The sequence below is a fragment of the Roseisolibacter agri genome (assembly GCF_030159095.1).
Lineage (GTDB): Bacteria > Gemmatimonadota > Gemmatimonadetes > Gemmatimonadales > Gemmatimonadaceae > Roseisolibacter > Roseisolibacter agri.
Map to the genome: position 1 here is coordinate 208,321 of NZ_BRXS01000002.1, position 16,264 is coordinate 224,584.

The window sequence follows — 16,264 nt, forward strand, 5'->3', positions numbered from 1 at the left end:
CCCTCCTATGCAGCTCGAACTGACCGCCGTGTTCCGCCCCAGCCCGCAGGGGTTCATCGCCTACGTCGAGGAGCTGCCCGGCGCGAACACGCAGGGGGCGACGCTCGAGGAGGCGCGCGAGAATCTCCGCGAAGCCGTCGCGCTCGTGATCGAGGCGAATCGCGCCCTGGCGGAGGAGGAACTCGCCGGCGCGGAGGCGATCCGCGAGCCCCTGCGCCTCTCGGCGTGAGCGCGGCGGCGCCATGAAGCGGGTCGATCTGATCCGGCACTTGGAAGCCCATGGCTGCCGCCTCCTGCGTGAGGGCGGCAGCCATTCTGTCTACCTGAACATGGCGGCGCGGCGCACGTCGACGGTGCCGCGGCACCGGGAGGTCGACGAGTACCTCGCGCGAAAGATCTGCCGGGACCTCGACATTCCGCAGCCGTAGCCGGGCGCCTGCGTGGTGCTGCCGAACGTGGCGTTGCAGCTGACGTAGGAGCTATGGTGCGCCTCGCTGCGCTCGGCTCTTATGGGATTCCTACGCAGCTGAACGTGGGCGTTAGCCGGCCACTGGCATAAGTGTTCCACCGCCTCACCTTCTCATTCCGCACGGTGACACTGTGAAGCCGCAGGAGATGGTAACGCTGGGCATTGCGGTCGCGGGCTTCCTGCTGAGCGTCCGTAACGCCTGGCGCGACCATCGGCGAGACAAGGTACGGCTGCGGGTCATTCCGAAGGTGTCGTTTCCTATCGGATCGATGCCCCACACACAGCCATGCTTCGCCTTCGAGATCATCAACGACGGGGTCTTTCCCGTGACGGTCGATGATGTCGGGTTCCTGTTCACTGACTCTAAGCGTCGTGGGGCGCTCTCCACGCCAGTAGTCCTCGACGGCGGAGCGTGGCCACGCCGCCTTGAGCCGCACGCGTCGGTTACAGTTTACTCGGCTGGAGCAGACGCTCTTGGCTTCGACTTCCGCCGCGTGAAGTGCGCCTATGTCGCTGCCGCGAGCGGCAGGGTGTTCACAGGGCACTCGAAGGCTCTAAAAGTCGTAGTGGCGCAAGGGGCGATTCCAGCGCCACGGTTCAAGCCATCGCGGGGCGGCATGCCCGGGATGCTCACAGTATCGGACTTCGATGAGTAGGGCACGAGCCTGCGCATCCTCCGAGGACACTCCGGAAGGAATGCCGGCGACCGGCCAGCTAACGTGGCGTTGCAGCTGACGTAGGGGCTACTGACTCGCCTCGGCTGCGCCTCGGCATTATTGAATCCCTACGCAGCTGAACTTGGGCGTTAGGCCGCCACCAACGTCGTTGCCAAGGACACCGCCAATGAACAAGCGCCTCCGAAAGAAGCATCGCCTGGGCGAGTTCCAAGAGCTCGGCTTCGAGCTCCGCTTCTGCACGCCTGCAGGCTGGTCGGAGGCCGAGCACCTTGGCTTCTGGGACGCGTGCATCACGCAGGTGGAAGCGCTCGGCCTCTCCCTGGGCGGTGGCACCGGGACTTGCTGGGACGTCTTCGTCTCTGGGCTGGCAGAGCGCGCTACGGTCACCGCGCCGCAGCGCCAGGTGCTGCTCGACTGGCTCGCTGCCCAACCGGCCGTCTCCGCGATCCAAGGGGGCCCACTGGTCGATGCGTGGCACGCGGACGTGCCGCCCCGCGAAGCGGCGGCCTAACGAGGCGTTGCAGCTGACAAGGCGTGCGCAGCATCAGGTTTCTCCCGGCTCGGCCGCGGTGCTCGCCTCGGCACCGGCGCGCGCGCTCGAATAGGATCCTTGCAGCTGAACTTGGGCGTTAGCTGGCTCCGACTTTCCTCGTCTCGCATGGCTTCGCGGAAGCTCCTCGCTGCGCTGCTCTCCCCGCTCGCCGCCCTGCTGGTGTTCTGGCTAGGCGCGGGCGGGATCGCCAGCTGGGTCGCGGCGCGGCCGATCACCGCGGGGGAAGCCGCGCATTCGCTGGTCTACGCTGCCGTCGTTGGCGCGCCCATTGTGTACCTCGGCGCGTGGGTGCTCGCGGTCCCCGCGTTCGTGCTGCTCGAGCGGCGCGGCCGCCTCACGCGGGCCGCCGTCGTCGCGTGGGCGGCGGCACTCGGAGCGCTCTGGGCTTCCGCCGCGTGGGCCGCGGCGTTCGGCGGCGGCGCCCGACCCGACACCGGCCTCCTCGGGATCGCGGCCCTCGGTGCCCTGGCCGGCGCCGCCGGTGGCGCGTGCTTCTGCGCCCTGCGCGGGCTGCCGCCACAGACTCCGCGCGTAGCCAGCTAACGTGGCGTTGCAGCTGACGTAGGAGCTAGGGACTCGCCTCGGCTGCGCCTCGGCTCCATGGTGTTCCTACGCAGCTGAACGTGGGCGTTAGGTCGCGCCCACGCGCCACGCCGAGACAACGGCCACGAGACGATGGGCTACGCGGCTTCGCTTCCTGGGCGCTGGTGGGTGGCTTGGGACGCCGGACCGCACGCCGCCGCCGCGCCGGTCGTCCCAGATCACGACCGGCATCCGGTTGCGTCGCCGGCGTGCCTCCACGCGAGCGGGCTGGGGGCGAATGCGCGCTGCGCAGGGAGCGCGGGGGGTGGGCTCCGCAGGCAGCGCGGCCTAACGATCCGTTGCAGCAGTCGGGCGCGTGGGGAGCATCAGGTTGTGCGCGGGCGGGCTTCGTCGCACAATCGAGTCTCGCTCGCGCGCCGCGGCGCAGGCCCGCAGCTGAACGCAGGCGTTAGGCGGCCCCGGCCCCCGCAGTGGGCAGCGCTCCGTGGCTCCACGCCGGCCGCCGGTTCCCGGCGTTGCCGTCCCGGCGCCCTCGGTCGATCTTCCGGGCATGCCTACCGTGCTCCGGGTCGGTCCGTACCGGTTCTTCTTCTATGCCGGCGACCGGCCGGAGCCGCCCCACGTGCACGTCGAACGCGACGCCGATCAGGCCAAATTCTGGCTCGACCCGGTACGCCTCGAGACGAGCGGCGGGTTCCGCGGTCCCGAGCTGGCGCGGATCGCGGCCCTGGTGGCCGAGCACCGAGATCACCTGCGGAGAGCCTGGGATGAGTACTTCCTCGACTGAGCGGCACGCGGCCGGAACTCCCGCGGCGCCTGCAGTCGCCACCAGCGTCGTGGTGCGCGACGAGATGCTCGTGGTCGACTTGGCCGACGGACGCACGCTCGCGGTCCCGCTGGTGTGGTATCCCCGGCTGTGGCACGCGACGCCCGAGGAACGGGCGCAATGGCGCTTCATCGGCGGTGGCGAGGGGATCCATTGGCCCGCCGTCGACGAAGACATCAGTGTGGAGGGCCTGCTCGCCGGTCGCGCCTCGGGCGAGAGCCAGCGCTCGCTCGCGCGATGGCTGGCCGGCCGGACGCAGCGTGGTGCCGCCTAACGAAACGTTGCAGCTGACGCAGGGGCTGCGGAGCGTGCGGCTCCGCCGCACTCTTATAGCCTCCCTACGCAGCTGAACTTAGGCGTTATGCCGCCTCCGGGCCTCCATGGTAGATTGAGACCGTTCCCTCCTCCCCGGAGCAGCGCCCCGTGTACCTGACCCTTGAGCTCGAGCGCGAGGCCGACGGCCGGTACCTCGCCGAGGTGCCCGACCTGCCCGGCGTGCTCGCCTACGGCGCGACGCAGGAGCAGGCCATCGCGCGCGTCCAGGCGCTGGCGCTGCGCGTGCTCGCGGACCGCCTGGAGCATGGCGAGCCGGCGCCGAATCTCCTGCCCCTCGACTTTCGTGCGGCCTGAGCGGCCGTGCCGCGCCGGAGCCGCCCTGCATGAGTGAGTGGCCGGCGGCGAAGGCGCGGCGGGTCCCGGCCGCCCTGCAGCGCATCGGCTGGGCGGTCAAGCGGGAGGCGAGCTCGCACAAGGTCCTCGCCCGCGATGGGTGGCCAGATACGGTCTTCGCGTTCCACGACAGCGAGGAGATCGGCCCCCGGATGCTCGCGCGGATCGCCAAGCAGACGGGCCTGCGGCCGGACGACCTGTAGCTCAGATACCGGCCGCTCGTCGCGCCGCGGCATAACGAAGCGTTGCAGCTGACGTACGAGCTAGGGAGTGCCTCGGCTCCGCCTCGGCTCATGGTAGGTTCGTACGCAGCTGAACGCGGGCGTTAGGTAGCTACCATCCTCATCTTCACGCACGCCGTGCCCGATCCCCGCCTCACTGACGAGTCGTACCTGTGGACGACTCCGAACCTCGACGCCGCGGCTTGCGAGGAGCTTGAGGCGCAGAACCTCGCGTCGCTCCGCCGGAAGATCACCTTCTGCGAGTCGCGCCCCGAGGAGCGGGTGCAGTTCCAACGCGTCGAGGGATGGACCACCGGACACATCATCGGCTACATGCGCGGCAGCGGGCTTCCGTTGGCGCGAATCCGGCGCGACCTCGCCGCGGCCGGGCGCTATGCCGATGACTCCGAGGCAGCTACCTAACGTGGCGTTGCAGCTGACCGAGCCTCCGAGCATCAGGTTTCTTCCGCGCGGCGCTCCGGGCCCGGCTCGGCCTCCGCGTGGGCGCTCGGCTCAGCGCTCGGCAGCTGAACTTGGGCGTTGGGCGGACAACCCTCTCCTCTGCCGTACAACCGTGACGTCGACTGACTCGCGCCTCACGCGCGATGCGCTGCACGGGCTCGCCGCCGACGCCTACTTCTGGGCGCTGATGGCGCCGGCGTGGGACGCCCCCGACGGTGGGACCGCCGGGCAGCGGGCGCTCGCCGTGACGACGTACCTCGTGCGCGACGTCGAGAACGGCGGGCTGCACCAAGCGCTCTGGAACCGCACGGCCGAGCAGCTCGCAGAGGCGCTGTCGGCGCTCGACCGCCTCGGCGCCACGGAGCATGCGGCGGCCGTGCGCGCCGCGGTGGCGTTGCTCCTCGGGGACCGCCCGCCGGACGCGCGCGAGGCCCGCCGGGCCGTGCTCGGCGACCGGGCGTCCGAGCAGGCCCGGGAACGCCTCGCCCCGCTGGACGAGCAGCTCTACGACGAGACCCGGCTCTGGCCATACTACCGCCGGTACATCGCCGCACATCCGGCGGAGTTCTTCCGGGAGTGAGCCTCGCGTGGCGCCGCCCAACATGGCGTTGCAGCTGACGTAGGGGCTACGGAGATGCCTCGCTGCGCTCGGCTCTCTTGGATCCCTACGCAGCTGAACGCGGGCGTTGGGCGGACAACCCGTCCCTCGTTCCGATACCACCACGCGCCGCCCTCCCGCGTCGCCGGCACCGTCTTCTGGATGTCGAACTTCCGTCGTGATCTCCGCCTGCCGCTGCTGGTCGCTGGCACCTTCGCCCTCGGCGCCTGCCACAGTGACGAGGTGATGATCCTGCCGGGCGAGGATGTGCGCGTGGCGCCGGCGTCGCTCCGGCTGACCGTCGGCGACTCTGCCGCCATTCGCGCGTCCCGCTACGACCGGAGCGGTCGGCCTGCTCTCGCGCGGTTCACCTTCACCAACGAGCGGCCGGCCGTGAGCGCGGTGCGGGCCGTCAACGACAGCACCGCCATCATCACGGCGCTCGCGGCGGGGGAAGGGTCGGTGCTGGTCTTCTCGCCCCTGGGCAACGGCACCGTGAACGTACCCGTAACAGTCGTCACACGCTGAGGGGGCGCTTGTGACGGGCTACCGCCGATGCGCATGCCGCCCAACGTGGCGTTGCAGCTGACCGGCGGGCTATGGCAGCTCGCTTCGCTCGCCGTGGTTGTATCCGCCGGCAGCTGAACTTCGGCGTTAGCTAGCGACCACCCTATCGTGATCCGCATCCTCCGCGCGCGAATTGTGCTCCTTACCACCGTCGCGGTCCTCAGCGCCGGCCTCTTCTCGTGTGGGCGCGAGTTCCTCGCCGTAGACGCGTGCCTTGACCGCGGCGGCGTGTACGATGACGCGGCCGGGGCCTGCCGGTACGACGTTGAGCGCCTGCCGCGGCGGTCCCTCGCGTGTCTGTTCCGGGCGCCCGACGCGCGCATGCTGCTCGCGGCCAGCTCGGGGACGTCCATTGCGGTGCTCGTCCTCGTCGCCCGACGGCGCGGCAGCCGGCACCGGCAACCCGCTAGCTAACGTAGCGTTGCAGCTGGCCGAGCCTCAGAGCATCAGGTTTCTTCCGGGCGGCGCTCCGGGCCCGGCTCGGCCTCCGCGCGGGCGCTCGGCTCGAGGCTCGGCAGCTGAACTTGGGCGTTAGGTGACATCCATAGCCTTCTCGCAGGCACACCGATGTGGACTCTGATCCGGCGCTACCTGGCGGTTGCTGTTCCGCTCATCGCCTTTGACGCGCTTCTCGGTCTCCTGCTCGCCACGGGGCTGGTCCCGAGCGGTCTGCTCGCCGTCGTTGCCCTCATCTTCTGGACGATCATCCCGCTCGCGTTGCTTGGCCGGACCCTCCTCCTGGCGTACGATGCCCTGGAGTATGTCCGGGGCGGTCGGCCGCAGGCGTCCGAGCGCCATGTCACCTAACGTGGCGTTGCAGCTGACAAGGCCTCCGCAGCATCAGGTTTCTTCCGGCTCGGCTCCGGTGCCCGCCCGGCGCCAGTGCGCGCGCTCGGCTCGGATCCTTGCAGCTGAACTTGGGCGTTCGGCGGACACCCACGTATTCCTCCACCCTCACACGTGACCGAGCAGACCGCCGCGCTCTGCGTGATCGTCCTCGGCGCGGCCGGCGTCGTCGCGCCGGTCCGGGCGCTCCGCCGCGAGCTTCGGAGCCGGGCCTGGCCTCGAGCACCGGGGCGGGTCCTCGCCGCACGCATGGAGTTGTACGTCGACCGGGCCGGGGGGCGCGCCCCGCGGCTCGGGGACGTCGAGCCGATCATCCGCGCCGAATACACGGTGGACGGCGTGCGGTACTCGACCGCCTCGGTGCGGTGGGCCGGGGTGCCCTCGTGGGCGGCGACGCGCACGCTGGCGCGCTACCCGGAGGGCGCCGCCGTCGTCGTGGCCTACGACCCGGCCGAGCCGACAGTCGGACTGCTGGAGCCCGGGCCGACGCTGGTGAGCGGCACGCAGGTGGCGCTCGGCCTCGGTGCGGTCCTCCTCGGCCTGCTCTGGCTCCACGTGGCAAGCGCCGCGCGCTGATGTGCGGGCCGAGCATCCGCGCGCTTGCCGCCGAACGTGGCGTTGCAGCTGACGTGGGGGCTGCGGAGTTGCCTCGGCTGCGCCTCGGCTCTATGTCATCCCCACGCAGCTGAACTCAGGCGTTAGGGCGCAACGGCTTCCGTACCCATGCACGCCAACCGCTTCCGACTCGTCGCCGCCATCCTCTTCGTAGCCGCCTGCGGGGAGCCACGGCCGATCTGGCACGGCGAGGCGACCTTGAGCGCGGCGCCGCTCGCGATCACGCCCGCGCGCCCCCTCGAGGCACCAGGGCCCACTTCGCTCGTCTGCCTGATACCGGCCGTCCAGGGCCTCAGGGGCGTACTGGACACGCTCTTCCTGCCGGACGGCGGCGTCACCCGCGTGCGCGTGGTGCTCATCACGCCGGAGGGCGTACGCGATTCGCTGTGGGGCACAGGCGTGTGGTCCGAGAGGGCCGACTCGGCACGCGGCGTTCCGTCCCGGATCCAGCCGGTCCCGGTGCCGCCGACGTGGGAGCCGCGGGGCGAGCAGCTGTGCCTCTGGCAGAACCGAGCGCCTACGCCGGAGCGCACCATCATCCGCGTCGAACTCCGGAGTGATCGCGCGCTGCCGATTCGTGGGGTGGGCTGGTGGAGCGGCGAGCCGCCCGGCCTCCTCTGAGCTGCGCCCTAACGAAGCGTTGCAGCTGACGTAGGGGCTGCGGAGCGTGCGGCTCCGCCGCACTCTTATGGGAGCCCTACGCAGCTGAACGTGGGCGTTATGCCGCGACATCGTTCATGGCAGGGACAGTGAAGCCTCGCTTCGGCATCATCGCGATCTCCCTGCTGCTGGCCTGTGAGCAGCCGCGCTCCGTGTGGAGCGGAGATGTCACGCTGACGACTCAGCCCACGACGCTCACGCTCCAGGAGTCGATCCGCGCGCCGGGCCCGACGCACGACCTGTGCTTCGTGCCGGCGGTCGAAGGCGTGCGGGCGGACTGGGACTCGCTCGTGCTCCCGGCGGGGCGCGGCACCCGCGTGGAGGCGGTGTTGATCACGCCGGCAGGGCAGCGCGATACGTTGCGCCACCCCCCGTCTCCGATGATCCACAGGGACAGCACGGGGCGCGTGACCGACACGGTGTGGGCCCGGCCCACGCGACCCAGCGCGTGGATGATCGCCGGACTTCCGTGCGTCTGGGCGCACGCCGATACTGCGCGGGGCCGGCGCTACGTGGCCATCGAACTCCGTGCCGACCGGCCGCTGTCGATCCGCGGTCTCCACTGGTGGAGCGGCCAACGCATCGCGATGCCGTAGCCGCGGCATAACGTGGCGTTGCAGCAGACGGGCGGGCTGGGGAATCGCCTCGCCTGCGGCTCGGCTCTATGATATCCGCCCGCAGCTGAACGTGGGCGTTAGCCGGGGAGGGCATCCGCCCGCTGGCACCCGACCCGCCGCCGTGTTCTCGATGGTAGATCTCGCCGCTCTCGCGCCGCTCGCCCGCCGCTTCGCCGACTATGCCTTCGCCCGCCACCCCGAGTGGCGAGCGCTGGCGACGCTGGCACCCGCCGAGTGGGAAGGCCCGGGCGTCCTTGCGGTGACGCTGCGCTCCCCGCGCGGCGACCGCGCGCTGGAGGTGTTCGGCGAGGCCGACCGGGTGACCGTCGGCTTCGGGACCGCGACGGACCACTGGCACGGGCACTATGAGCCCTGGCCCGACGACCCGACGTCGGAGGCCGCCGTGTTCGCGGAGGCGCTCGAGACGGTCGCCGGCCTGCTCGCCGAGACGCGCGTCATCTTCACGCTCTACGAGGCCGACGGGCGCCCGACGACGTTCGGGATCGCCGAGGCCGGGGAGCGGCCCGATTACCCGGGCACGCACCGGATCGAGTTCCGCTCCTGGCTCGGCACTCGGGACGCCAGCATGTTCCCCGGCTAACGAAACGTTGCAGCTGACGAAGCCCCGGGAGCATCATGGTTCCTCCGGCTCGGCCGCGTCGCGCGGCTCGGCCGCAGCACGCGCGCTCGGCTTCGGGCTTCGCAGCTGAACCCGGGCGTTAGACCTCCACACGCATCCCAGATCGTGCGTCCGCCCGATATCCGATTCGCGTTCGTGCTTAGTGCCGCTGTGCTTGGCTGCACATCCGCGGCGCCCGCGGGCGCGCCGCCCAGCGGCATGACCGCATCCCGCCCGGCACCGGCCCTCTCTGACACACTCGGTGCCGCAGGCCGAGTCTACCGCGCCGCCGAAGTGGCGCGCCGGGCGGCGGCGCTGCCCGGGCAAGCACCACGGCCGTGGGGGCAGGGCGTCGACGGCTGCGCGGAGCTGTCGTACGTCGTCGATGCCGCCGGACGCGTGGAGCCGGGCACACTCACCGTGCGCGACGGGAGCACTGAGGCCCTGGTGGAGGTGCTGCGCCGGGTGCTGCCTGCCGAGCGCTATGGCCCGGCCGAGCAGCCTGCTGGCCGTCCGGTGCGCCAGTTGATCGAGATGGTGGTCCTGCGGCGAGGGCGCGGCGTCACGATCTCTCGCGACGCCGACCTGCTCCCGGGCCACTGCCCGCGACCGGAGGTCTAACGAGGCGTTGCAGCTGACGTACGGGTTAGGGAGTGCCTCGGCTCCGCCTCGGCTCTTGTTAGATCCGTACGCAGCTGAACGTGGGCGTTAGGCCGCACCCATGAGTGAGACATCAGTGACGGTGGCCACCGAGGCCGCGACCGTGAGACCATCCTTGATCGTGGTCACCGGACGGCCTGGGGCAGGCAAGTCCACGCTCGCCCTTGCGCTCGCGCGGGCGGTGCGCTGCCCGCTGCTCTCGCGCGACGAGATCAAGGAAGGGCTGATCCACGCGGCCGGCGAACTGGGCGAACCCGGGGGCGAGGCCCAGCGGCGCGCTACCGACGTGTTCTTCGACGCCTTGACCCTCCTGCTCGGCCGCGGCGTCACGGTGGTGGCGGAGGCGGCGTTCCAGCACCACGTCTGGGCGCCGCGGCTGGAGTCCTTCCACGGGAGCGTTCGCGTGCGCATCGTCCTGTGCGAGGTGCCCCCGGAACTCGCCCGCGCCCGGCACGTCGAGCGCGGTCTTGCCGACCCGGGCCGGGAGCGGTTGCATCACGACTACGTGGTGCGAGTGGCCCGTGCGGGCCGGGACTGGCGGGCGCTGCCGATCGGGGCCTACGAGCCGCTGCGCTCGGACCTGCCCACGCTGGCGGTGGATACTACAGCTGGGTATCGCCCCGAGTTCGAGGAGATCGTCGCGTTTGCGCGTGCGTGAGCGCGGCAGCAGAGTGTGCCCTCGCCGTGCGGCCTAACGAAGCGTTGCAGCTGACGTACGGGCGGCGGACTGCCTCGGCTGCGCCTCGGCTTTGATTGCCTCCGTACGCAGCTGAACGTGGGCGTTAGGCCGCCCCAGCCCGTCTCGTAACGCGCGGTCTCGCCAAGCACTATCTTCCGGGCACCCTTCCGCCGCCCGAGGCCGCCGATGAGTGACGCCACCGCCAAGCAGCTCGCCCTGCGCGCCCTGGAGCAGCTGCCCGAGGATGCGACCCTGGAGGACGCGATGGAGCGCCTCTACTTCCTCGAGAAGATCGAGCGCGGGCGTGCCGAGGCCCGCGCGGGCCGCACGGTCACCCACGAGGACGTCGTCGCCCGCTTCGGGCTCCGGTAAGCGTCGGCGATAGGCGACGCTCCGGATGCCGCCGGTCGCTGTCCTGTGGTCGGCGCAAGCCGCCGACGACCTGCAGGAGATCCACGACTACATCGCCCGGCAGTCGCCGCGCTACGCGGCGGTCGTGGCCGGGCGCCTCGTGGCCGCCGTGGACCGGGTACGCGAGTTCCCGGAGTCGGGGCGCATCGTGCCGGAGCTGAATGACCCGGCCGTGCGCGAGGTGATCCACGGGGCGTACCGGATCGTTTACGAGTTGCAGCCCGATGTCGCGGTGGTGCTCACGGTGTTCCGGGCGTCGCGCGCATTCCCGCTGGACTGAGCACGCCCGGCTCTGCACGTGGCGGCCTAACGAAACGTTGCAGCTGACGTAGGAGCTAACGATTGGCCTCGGCTCCGCCTCGGTTCCATTGGGTTCCTACGCAGCTGAACGCGGGCGTCAGGGAGCGCACCCGCATCGTCCGATGATCGAGATTCGCGCGAACGACTCCGCCTTCACCGCCGACGCCTTCCTGGCGCTGGTCCAGCGCGTCTGGCCGCGTGACTACGACACGGCCGCAGTGGCCGCGGCGCTCACGCGGACCATGAACATCGGTGCCTGGGACGGCGACCGGCTGGTGGGCGCGGTGCGGGTCCTCTCGGACGGCTATCTCTTCGCCTGCGTCAGCGAGATCCTCGTAGAGCCGACGTACCAGGGGCAGGGGCTCGGCCGCCGGCTGATGGACGCCGCGCTGGCGCAGGCGCCGCGCGGCAAGCTGTTCCTCGGGGCGCAGCCCCAGGCGGTCGGGTTCTTCGAGCGGCTCGGGTATGCGCGCGGGCCGGTCGGCTTCGTGGCGGCCCGCCTGGACGCGCATGGCGCTCCCGAGCGCGCTTCCTGACCTGGCGTTGCAGCTGACCACGGGGCTATGGTGTGCCTCGCTGCGCTCGGCATTGTGCGGTCCCGTGGCAGCCGAACGTGGGCGTTAGGTGGCCACGAGCCGAGTCGTTCGTCCACCGCTAGATGCGATTCCCTCGACCGACGTGGCGACGGCGCTCGCGCATGCTCCTGCTCCTCCTGCCGTGGCTCGCCAGCTGCTCGGGGCAGCGGTCGCGGTGGGCCGACTGCTCGCCGTCCGCCAGACAACCCCGGAGCACCAGCATGCAAACGTCCGACCTGCCGGCGACCCTCGCCGGCGGGGTCCATGGCGCGCACGATGCGCGACCGGCGCTCCAGCATGTGGCCGTGCGCCTGATCGGAGCGGAGACGGACACGGCGCGGGTGACGTACACGGACAGCGCGGGCACCTTCCGATTCGACGGGCTTGCGGCAGGGCGCTACACGCTCGAGTTCCGCCGCATCGGCTACGAGACGCGCAGGCTCGCCGCGCTCTCGGTCGACCCCACTCGCGGCACGCGGGTGGTGGTGCCGCTGCAGCGCTACCTGCTGTGCGAGCGCTGGGACCTGCAGGCGCCGCGCTCGCCGAGCGCCGGGCGCACCGAACCGGCGCAGCGCGCACCCGCGCGGCCCACCTGACCAACCGTTGCAGCTGACAACCCCGTGGGACCATCATGGTGCTTCCGGCTCGGCCGCCTCACGCTGCTCGGCTTCAAGGCGCACGCTCGGCTGCGAGCGCCGCAGCTGAACGTGGGCGTTCGGCCGCAACCACTCCCGTAGACCTTCACGAGGTGCGCATGCAGATCCAGGCGTCGGTGCAGAGCTCCGCGGCAGGGCACCAGGTGGTCGTGCGCACGGATGGTCGCGCCTCGATGATCGACGTCCCTGGGCGCCCGGGCGGTGGCTCGGCGCTCAACGGCGGCGAGTTGCTGTGCGCGGCGCTGGCGACGTGCTATTGCAACGACGTCTATCGGGAGGCCGCGCGCCGCGGCGTCATCGTCGCCCAGGTCGAGGTGGCGGTCGAGGCGGAGTTCGGCGGGCGTGGGGAGCCGGCGCGGCGGATCACGTACACCGCCCGGGTCACGAGCGACGCCCCCGCGGAGGTGATCGAGGCGCTGCTGCGGGAGACCGACGCCGTCGCGGAGGTGCAGAACACGCTCCGGGCCGGGCTCGCCGTGGAGCTGCGCCTGGCACCCGACGCGTCGGCCGTCGTGTCCTGAGTCCGTCCCGCCGGCGGCCTAGCGAAGCGTTGCAGCTGACAAGGCGTGCGCAGCATCAGGTTGCTCCCGGATCGGCTGCGGTGCTCGCCCCGGCACCCGTGCGCGCGCTCGGCTAGGATCCTTGCAGCTGGACTTGGGCGTGAGACCGCACACATCCTCCGTCGCGATTCCCGTGAGCGTCCCCGCACCCGCCCCGCCCCGCGGTCAGTACGCGCAGCTCCGCGCCCGCACGCGAGAGCGACGTCTGGCGGAGCGCGTGGCACGCACGCCCACGGCCGCCGGTGCGGCCCGCGGCGCGGCGCTGGGCTTCCTGCTCGCTGCGGCCGACTGGGTCCTGGTGCTCGACCCCGGCACGCTCCGCCCCGGCCCACAGGCGCTGCGGGCCGCGCTCCTGGTGGTCGGCGTCGCTCTCGTCTGGGCCGCCGCTGGGGCAGCGGGTGCCGGCGCGCTGCGCGCGCTTCGCCGTCGCGGCTGGCCGTGGTGACGCCGCATCGCGCATGCGGCCTGACGAGACGTTGCCGCTGACGTCCGGGCTTACGGACTTGCCTGGCTGCCCCTCGGCTCTTGTTGCGTCCGTCCGCAGCTGAACGTGGGCGGTCGGCCGCACCCGGATCCCCGGGACCAGGTCTGCCGCACCGCCGACCCTGACGGCGCGCGACACCACGCGGTCCAACGTCGCGTGGCGGTCGCAGGCCGCCACCGGCCGAGGGCGGCGAGGGAGCGGTGGCGGGACCCGACCGCGAGTCGGGCGGCCGCGGCTGGCACGGCGGCGAGTGTCTAGCTTTCCTACGCCCGGGCCCATTCCGCGCCCCAGACTCTCGCTCCACCAGCCTCTGCGTGACTCTCCTCTCGCTGTCCAACGTCGGCGTCTCCTTCGGCGCGACCGAGCTCTTCAAGAACGTCACCTTCACCGTCGGCGACGGCGAGCGGTGGGGCATCATCGGGCGCAATGGCGCCGGCAAGTCGTCGATCTTCAAGCTCATCACCGGGGAGCTCCAGCCGACGGTGGGAAGCGTCGCGCGCCGGCCGGGCCTGCGGCACGCCCTGCTCGACCAGCACCGCGCGTTCGAGGGGGCGACGACCGTGTGGGAGGCGGGGGCGGCGGCGTGGCGCGACGTGATCGCGCTCGAGAAGCGCATCGCCGAGCAGGCCATGGAGCTCGGTGAGCTCGGCGACCGCGTGACGGACGAGGTCCTCGAGCGCTTCGGGCGCGACCAGGAGCGCTTCGAGGCCCTCGGGGGATACGTCTACCACGCGCGCGTCGACGCGGTGCTCCAGGGGCTGGGCTTCGACGCCGAGGAGTCGAGGACGCGGCCCGTGGCGTCGCTGTCGGGCGGAGAGCGCGGGCGCGTCGGCCTCGCGGCGCAGCTCATCGCGCCGGCCGACCTGCTGCTCCTCGACGAGCCCACCAACCACCTCGACCTCGACACGACGACGTGGCTGCAGGAGTGGCTCCAGGACGCCGACGAGACGGTCATCGTCGTGTCGCACGACCGCGCGTTCCTCGACGCGATCTGCACGCACATCCTCCACGTGGAGGGGCGCACGAGCGAGTGGTATCGCGGCAACTACAGCCAGTTCGTGCCGCAACGCGCCGAGCGCCGGTTGACGCGCGATCGCGAGCGCGAGAAGCAGATCGCGTACGTGAAGAAGGAGGAGGAGTACATCCGGCGGAACCTCGCGGGCGTCAACTCCTTCCAGGCGAAGGGCAAGCGCAAGCGGCTCGAGCGCCTGCCGCGGCTCGCGCCGCCGCCCGGTGACCCGGCGGCGATGTCGCTCCACTTCGAGCTGGCGGAGCGCGGCGGCGATCAGGTGATCGCCATCGACGACCTGTCGGTGGAGGTGCCCGGCCGCGTGCTCGTCGAGAAGTTCACCGCCGTGCTGCGACGGAACGACTTCGTCGCGCTCGTCGGGCCGAACGGCGCCGGCAAGTCGTCGTTCATCTCCACGATCATCGGCGATCGCGCGCCGGCGAGCGGCCAGGCGCGCATCGGCGGATCGATCACGCCCGCGTGGTTCCGACAGGACCTCGGCGACCTGCCGCTGCGGAAGTCGCTGTACGACACGATCCAGGACCTGCGGCCGCTCTGGAGCCGGGGCCAGATCCAGAACTGCCTCGGCGCGTTCGGCTTCAGCGGCGACGAGGTGCAGCGCGAGATCGGCACGCTCAGCGGAGGCGAGCGGGCGCGCGTCGCGCTCGCGCGCATGACGCTCGCGCACGCGAACCTGCTGATCCTCGACGAGCCGACCAACCATCTCGACGTCGAGAACATCGAGGCGCTCGAGGACGCGCTCGAGGACTACGAGGGCACGGTCCTCCTCGTGAGTCACGACCGCGCCTTCCTGCGCGAGGTCGCCACGCGCGTCTGGGCGTTCGACGGCACGCGCCTGAGGGACTTCGACGGCCCGTTCGTGGAGTGGGAGCAGGAGCGCGCGCGTCGCGCCGGAAAGCCGTAGCGCGTTCCGCCGGTGTGCGGCACCCATCTCTCCGTCGACCGAACGTGGCTCCGGCGCCCGACTACCCGATTCTTCTCTTCCCTGACCGCACCGCGTTCCGGGCGTGGCTCGCTGCGCATCATGCCTCCCAGCCGGGTCTCTGGCTGCGGATCGCGAAGGCCGGATCGCCGCTGCGATCCGTGACCTATGCGGAAGCGCTCGATCTCGCCCTCTGCTTCGGCTGGATCGACGGGCAGAAGAAGAGCTTCGACGCGGATTCCTTCCTCCAGAAGTTCACCCCGCGGCAGAAGCGCAGTCCCTGGTCGAAGCGGAACCGCGAGCATGTGGAGCGTCTGGTCGCAGCCGGCGAGATGCACGCCGCGGGGCTGGCCGCCGTCGAAGCCGCCAGGGCCGACGGCCGGTGGGACCGCGCCTACGATTCACCGGGCACGATGACCGTGCCGGACGACCTCCGCGCGGCGCTCGCCGAGCATCCGGAGGCGAGCGCCTTCTTCGAGACGTTGAAGGGCGCGAACCGGTACGCGATCCTCTACCGCATCCAGACGGCGGTCAGGCCGGAGACGCGCGCGCGCCGGATCGCCGATTTCGTCGCGATGCTGCAGCGCGGGGAGACGCTGCATCCATAGCGGCCCCACACGCCTCGACTCCGGTGCTCATGCGGAAGCAGTACCACCTGCGGCAGTCCGCGACTGGCCTGCTCGCGTGGGACGTGGATCGGCTCATCGCGCTGACGGCCGGCCTCCCCGCACGCGAGGTGCCCCTCGCCGCCATCCGCGAGCTGGACGAGCCGTTCTGGTTCGGCGGTGGGAGCGAGGCGGCGACGTGCCGCGCCGTCGCCGAGCACGCGCGGCTGATCGCTGCGGCGGACCTGCGCTACCCGATCATCCTGGGCGCGGACGGCCGGGTGATGGACGGCATGCACCGCGTCGCGAAGGCCTACCTCGAGGGCCGCAGCGTCATCGCGGCGGTGCAGCTCACCGTCGATCCCGCGCCGGACTTCGTCGGGGTGGACGAGGCGGCGCTGCCCTACGAGGCGATCGCCTGACGCGCATCCCGGGTTCGC

The 16,264-nt window shown here is 71.4% G+C and carries 28 protein-coding genes; all 28 read left to right on the top strand.

Annotation, left to right across the window (positions count from 1 at the left end):
- Positions 1-7 precede the first annotated feature (7 nt).
- The 28 genes from rosag_RS05590 to rosag_RS05725 all read left to right on the top strand — a co-directional run bounded on the left by rosag_RS05590 (position 8) and on the right by rosag_RS05725 (position 16,246).
- Positions 8-229, top strand: a complete 222-nt coding sequence (locus tag rosag_RS05590) for a type II toxin-antitoxin system HicB family antitoxin (protein ID WP_284349066.1) — start codon at positions 8-10, stop codon at positions 227-229.
- Between the two features lie 13 nt (positions 230-242).
- Positions 243-428 (top strand): type II toxin-antitoxin system HicA family toxin, encoded by a 186-nt coding sequence (locus rosag_RS05595; protein ID WP_284349067.1) that lies wholly within the window; start codon positions 243-245, stop codon positions 426-428.
- Between the two features lie 172 nt (positions 429-600).
- Complete coding sequence (locus rosag_RS05600; protein WP_284349068.1) at positions 601-1,125, top strand: hypothetical protein; 525 nt, start codon at positions 601-603, stop codon at positions 1,123-1,125.
- A 187-nt stretch (positions 1,126-1,312) separates the two neighbouring features.
- Complete coding sequence (locus rosag_RS05605) at positions 1,313-1,657, top strand: 50S ribosome-binding protein YggL (protein WP_284349069.1); 345 nt, start codon at positions 1,313-1,315, stop codon at positions 1,655-1,657.
- A 147-nt stretch (positions 1,658-1,804) separates the two neighbouring features.
- Complete coding sequence (locus rosag_RS05610; protein ID WP_284349070.1) at positions 1,805-2,242, top strand: hypothetical protein; 438 nt, start codon at positions 1,805-1,807, stop codon at positions 2,240-2,242.
- A gap of 550 nt (positions 2,243-2,792) precedes the next feature.
- Complete coding sequence (locus rosag_RS05615; protein ID WP_284349071.1) at positions 2,793-3,029, top strand: DUF4160 domain-containing protein; 237 nt, start codon at positions 2,793-2,795, stop codon at positions 3,027-3,029.
- Entirely contained in the window at positions 3,010-3,342 is a 333-nt protein-coding gene (locus rosag_RS05620; protein ID WP_284349072.1) for a DUF2442 domain-containing protein, read from the top strand. Before rosag_RS05615 ends, rosag_RS05620 begins: the two co-directional genes overlap by 20 nt.
- Before the next feature lie 149 nt (positions 3,343-3,491).
- On the top strand, positions 3,492-3,698 hold the full coding sequence (locus tag rosag_RS05625; protein WP_284349073.1) for a type II toxin-antitoxin system HicB family antitoxin: 207 nt from the start codon (positions 3,492-3,494) through the stop codon (positions 3,696-3,698).
- Positions 3,699-3,727: 29 nt separating this feature from the next.
- Positions 3,728-3,940: a type II toxin-antitoxin system HicA family toxin gene (locus rosag_RS05630; RefSeq protein WP_284349074.1), complete on the top strand. Its 213-nt coding sequence runs from the start codon at positions 3,728-3,730 to the stop codon at positions 3,938-3,940.
- A 156-nt stretch (positions 3,941-4,096) separates the two neighbouring features.
- On the top strand, positions 4,097-4,381 hold the full coding sequence (locus rosag_RS05635) for a hypothetical protein (protein WP_284349075.1): 285 nt from the start codon (positions 4,097-4,099) through the stop codon (positions 4,379-4,381).
- A gap of 151 nt (positions 4,382-4,532) precedes the next feature.
- Positions 4,533-5,000, top strand: coding sequence for a DMP19 family protein (locus tag rosag_RS05640; RefSeq protein ID WP_284349076.1), 468 nt, complete (start codon positions 4,533-4,535; stop codon positions 4,998-5,000).
- A gap of 180 nt (positions 5,001-5,180) precedes the next feature.
- Positions 5,181-5,546: a hypothetical protein gene (locus rosag_RS05645; RefSeq protein WP_284349077.1), complete on the top strand. Its 366-nt coding sequence runs from the start codon at positions 5,181-5,183 to the stop codon at positions 5,544-5,546.
- A gap of 606 nt (positions 5,547-6,152) precedes the next feature.
- Positions 6,153-6,392: a hypothetical protein gene (locus tag rosag_RS05650; RefSeq protein WP_284349078.1), complete on the top strand. Its 240-nt coding sequence runs from the start codon at positions 6,153-6,155 to the stop codon at positions 6,390-6,392.
- A gap of 153 nt (positions 6,393-6,545) precedes the next feature.
- Entirely contained in the window at positions 6,546-7,007 is a 462-nt protein-coding gene (locus rosag_RS05655) for a DUF3592 domain-containing protein (RefSeq protein ID WP_284349079.1), read from the top strand.
- A gap of 147 nt (positions 7,008-7,154) precedes the next feature.
- The gene (locus tag rosag_RS05660) at positions 7,155-7,667 is read left to right on the top strand and encodes a hypothetical protein (RefSeq protein WP_284349080.1); all 513 of its coding nucleotides are present in this window, start codon (positions 7,155-7,157) and stop codon (positions 7,665-7,667) included.
- Positions 7,668-7,795: 128 nt separating this feature from the next.
- A complete protein-coding gene (locus tag rosag_RS05665) occupies positions 7,796-8,302 on the top strand; it encodes a hypothetical protein (RefSeq protein WP_284349081.1) in 507 nt (168 codons plus the stop codon).
- Positions 8,303-8,444: 142 nt separating this feature from the next.
- Positions 8,445-8,924, top strand: coding sequence for a hypothetical protein (locus rosag_RS05670; RefSeq protein WP_284349082.1), 480 nt, complete (start codon positions 8,445-8,447; stop codon positions 8,922-8,924).
- A gap of 237 nt (positions 8,925-9,161) precedes the next feature.
- The gene (locus rosag_RS05675) at positions 9,162-9,563 is read left to right on the top strand and encodes a hypothetical protein (RefSeq protein ID WP_284349083.1); all 402 of its coding nucleotides are present in this window, start codon (positions 9,162-9,164) and stop codon (positions 9,561-9,563) included.
- Positions 9,564-9,678: 115 nt separating this feature from the next.
- Positions 9,679-10,260, top strand: coding sequence for a P-loop nucleotide/nucleoside kinase family protein (locus tag rosag_RS05680; RefSeq protein ID WP_284349084.1), 582 nt, complete (start codon positions 9,679-9,681; stop codon positions 10,258-10,260).
- A 207-nt stretch (positions 10,261-10,467) separates the two neighbouring features.
- Positions 10,468-10,653 carry a hypothetical protein gene (locus rosag_RS05685; protein WP_284349085.1) on the top strand — a complete coding sequence of 62 codons (186 nt, stop codon included), beginning with the start codon at positions 10,468-10,470 and terminating at the stop codon, positions 10,651-10,653.
- A gap of 25 nt (positions 10,654-10,678) precedes the next feature.
- The gene (locus tag rosag_RS05690; protein WP_284349086.1) at positions 10,679-10,972 is read left to right on the top strand and encodes a type II toxin-antitoxin system RelE/ParE family toxin; all 294 of its coding nucleotides are present in this window, start codon (positions 10,679-10,681) and stop codon (positions 10,970-10,972) included.
- A gap of 142 nt (positions 10,973-11,114) precedes the next feature.
- Positions 11,115-11,528: a GNAT family N-acetyltransferase gene (locus tag rosag_RS05695; protein WP_284349087.1), complete on the top strand. Its 414-nt coding sequence runs from the start codon at positions 11,115-11,117 to the stop codon at positions 11,526-11,528.
- 260 nt (positions 11,529-11,788) lie between these two features.
- Positions 11,789-12,163 carry a carboxypeptidase-like regulatory domain-containing protein gene (locus rosag_RS05700; RefSeq protein ID WP_284349088.1) on the top strand — a complete coding sequence of 125 codons (375 nt, stop codon included), beginning with the start codon at positions 11,789-11,791 and terminating at the stop codon, positions 12,161-12,163.
- A 158-nt stretch (positions 12,164-12,321) separates the two neighbouring features.
- On the top strand, positions 12,322-12,744 hold the full coding sequence (locus rosag_RS05705) for an OsmC family protein (protein ID WP_284349089.1): 423 nt from the start codon (positions 12,322-12,324) through the stop codon (positions 12,742-12,744).
- Between the two features lie 256 nt (positions 12,745-13,000).
- Positions 13,001-13,228: a hypothetical protein gene (locus rosag_RS05710; RefSeq protein ID WP_284349090.1), complete on the top strand. Its 228-nt coding sequence runs from the start codon at positions 13,001-13,003 to the stop codon at positions 13,226-13,228.
- A 353-nt stretch (positions 13,229-13,581) separates the two neighbouring features.
- Positions 13,582-15,201 carry an ABC-F family ATP-binding cassette domain-containing protein gene (locus tag rosag_RS05715; protein ID WP_284349091.1) on the top strand — a complete coding sequence of 540 codons (1,620 nt, stop codon included), beginning with the start codon at positions 13,582-13,584 and terminating at the stop codon, positions 15,199-15,201.
- A 44-nt stretch (positions 15,202-15,245) separates the two neighbouring features.
- Entirely contained in the window at positions 15,246-15,827 is a 582-nt protein-coding gene (locus tag rosag_RS05720; protein WP_284349092.1) for a YdeI/OmpD-associated family protein, read from the top strand.
- A 29-nt stretch (positions 15,828-15,856) separates the two neighbouring features.
- Positions 15,857-16,246, top strand: a complete 390-nt coding sequence (locus rosag_RS05725; protein WP_345784822.1) for a hypothetical protein — start codon at positions 15,857-15,859, stop codon at positions 16,244-16,246.
- Positions 16,247-16,264 lie beyond the last annotated feature (18 nt).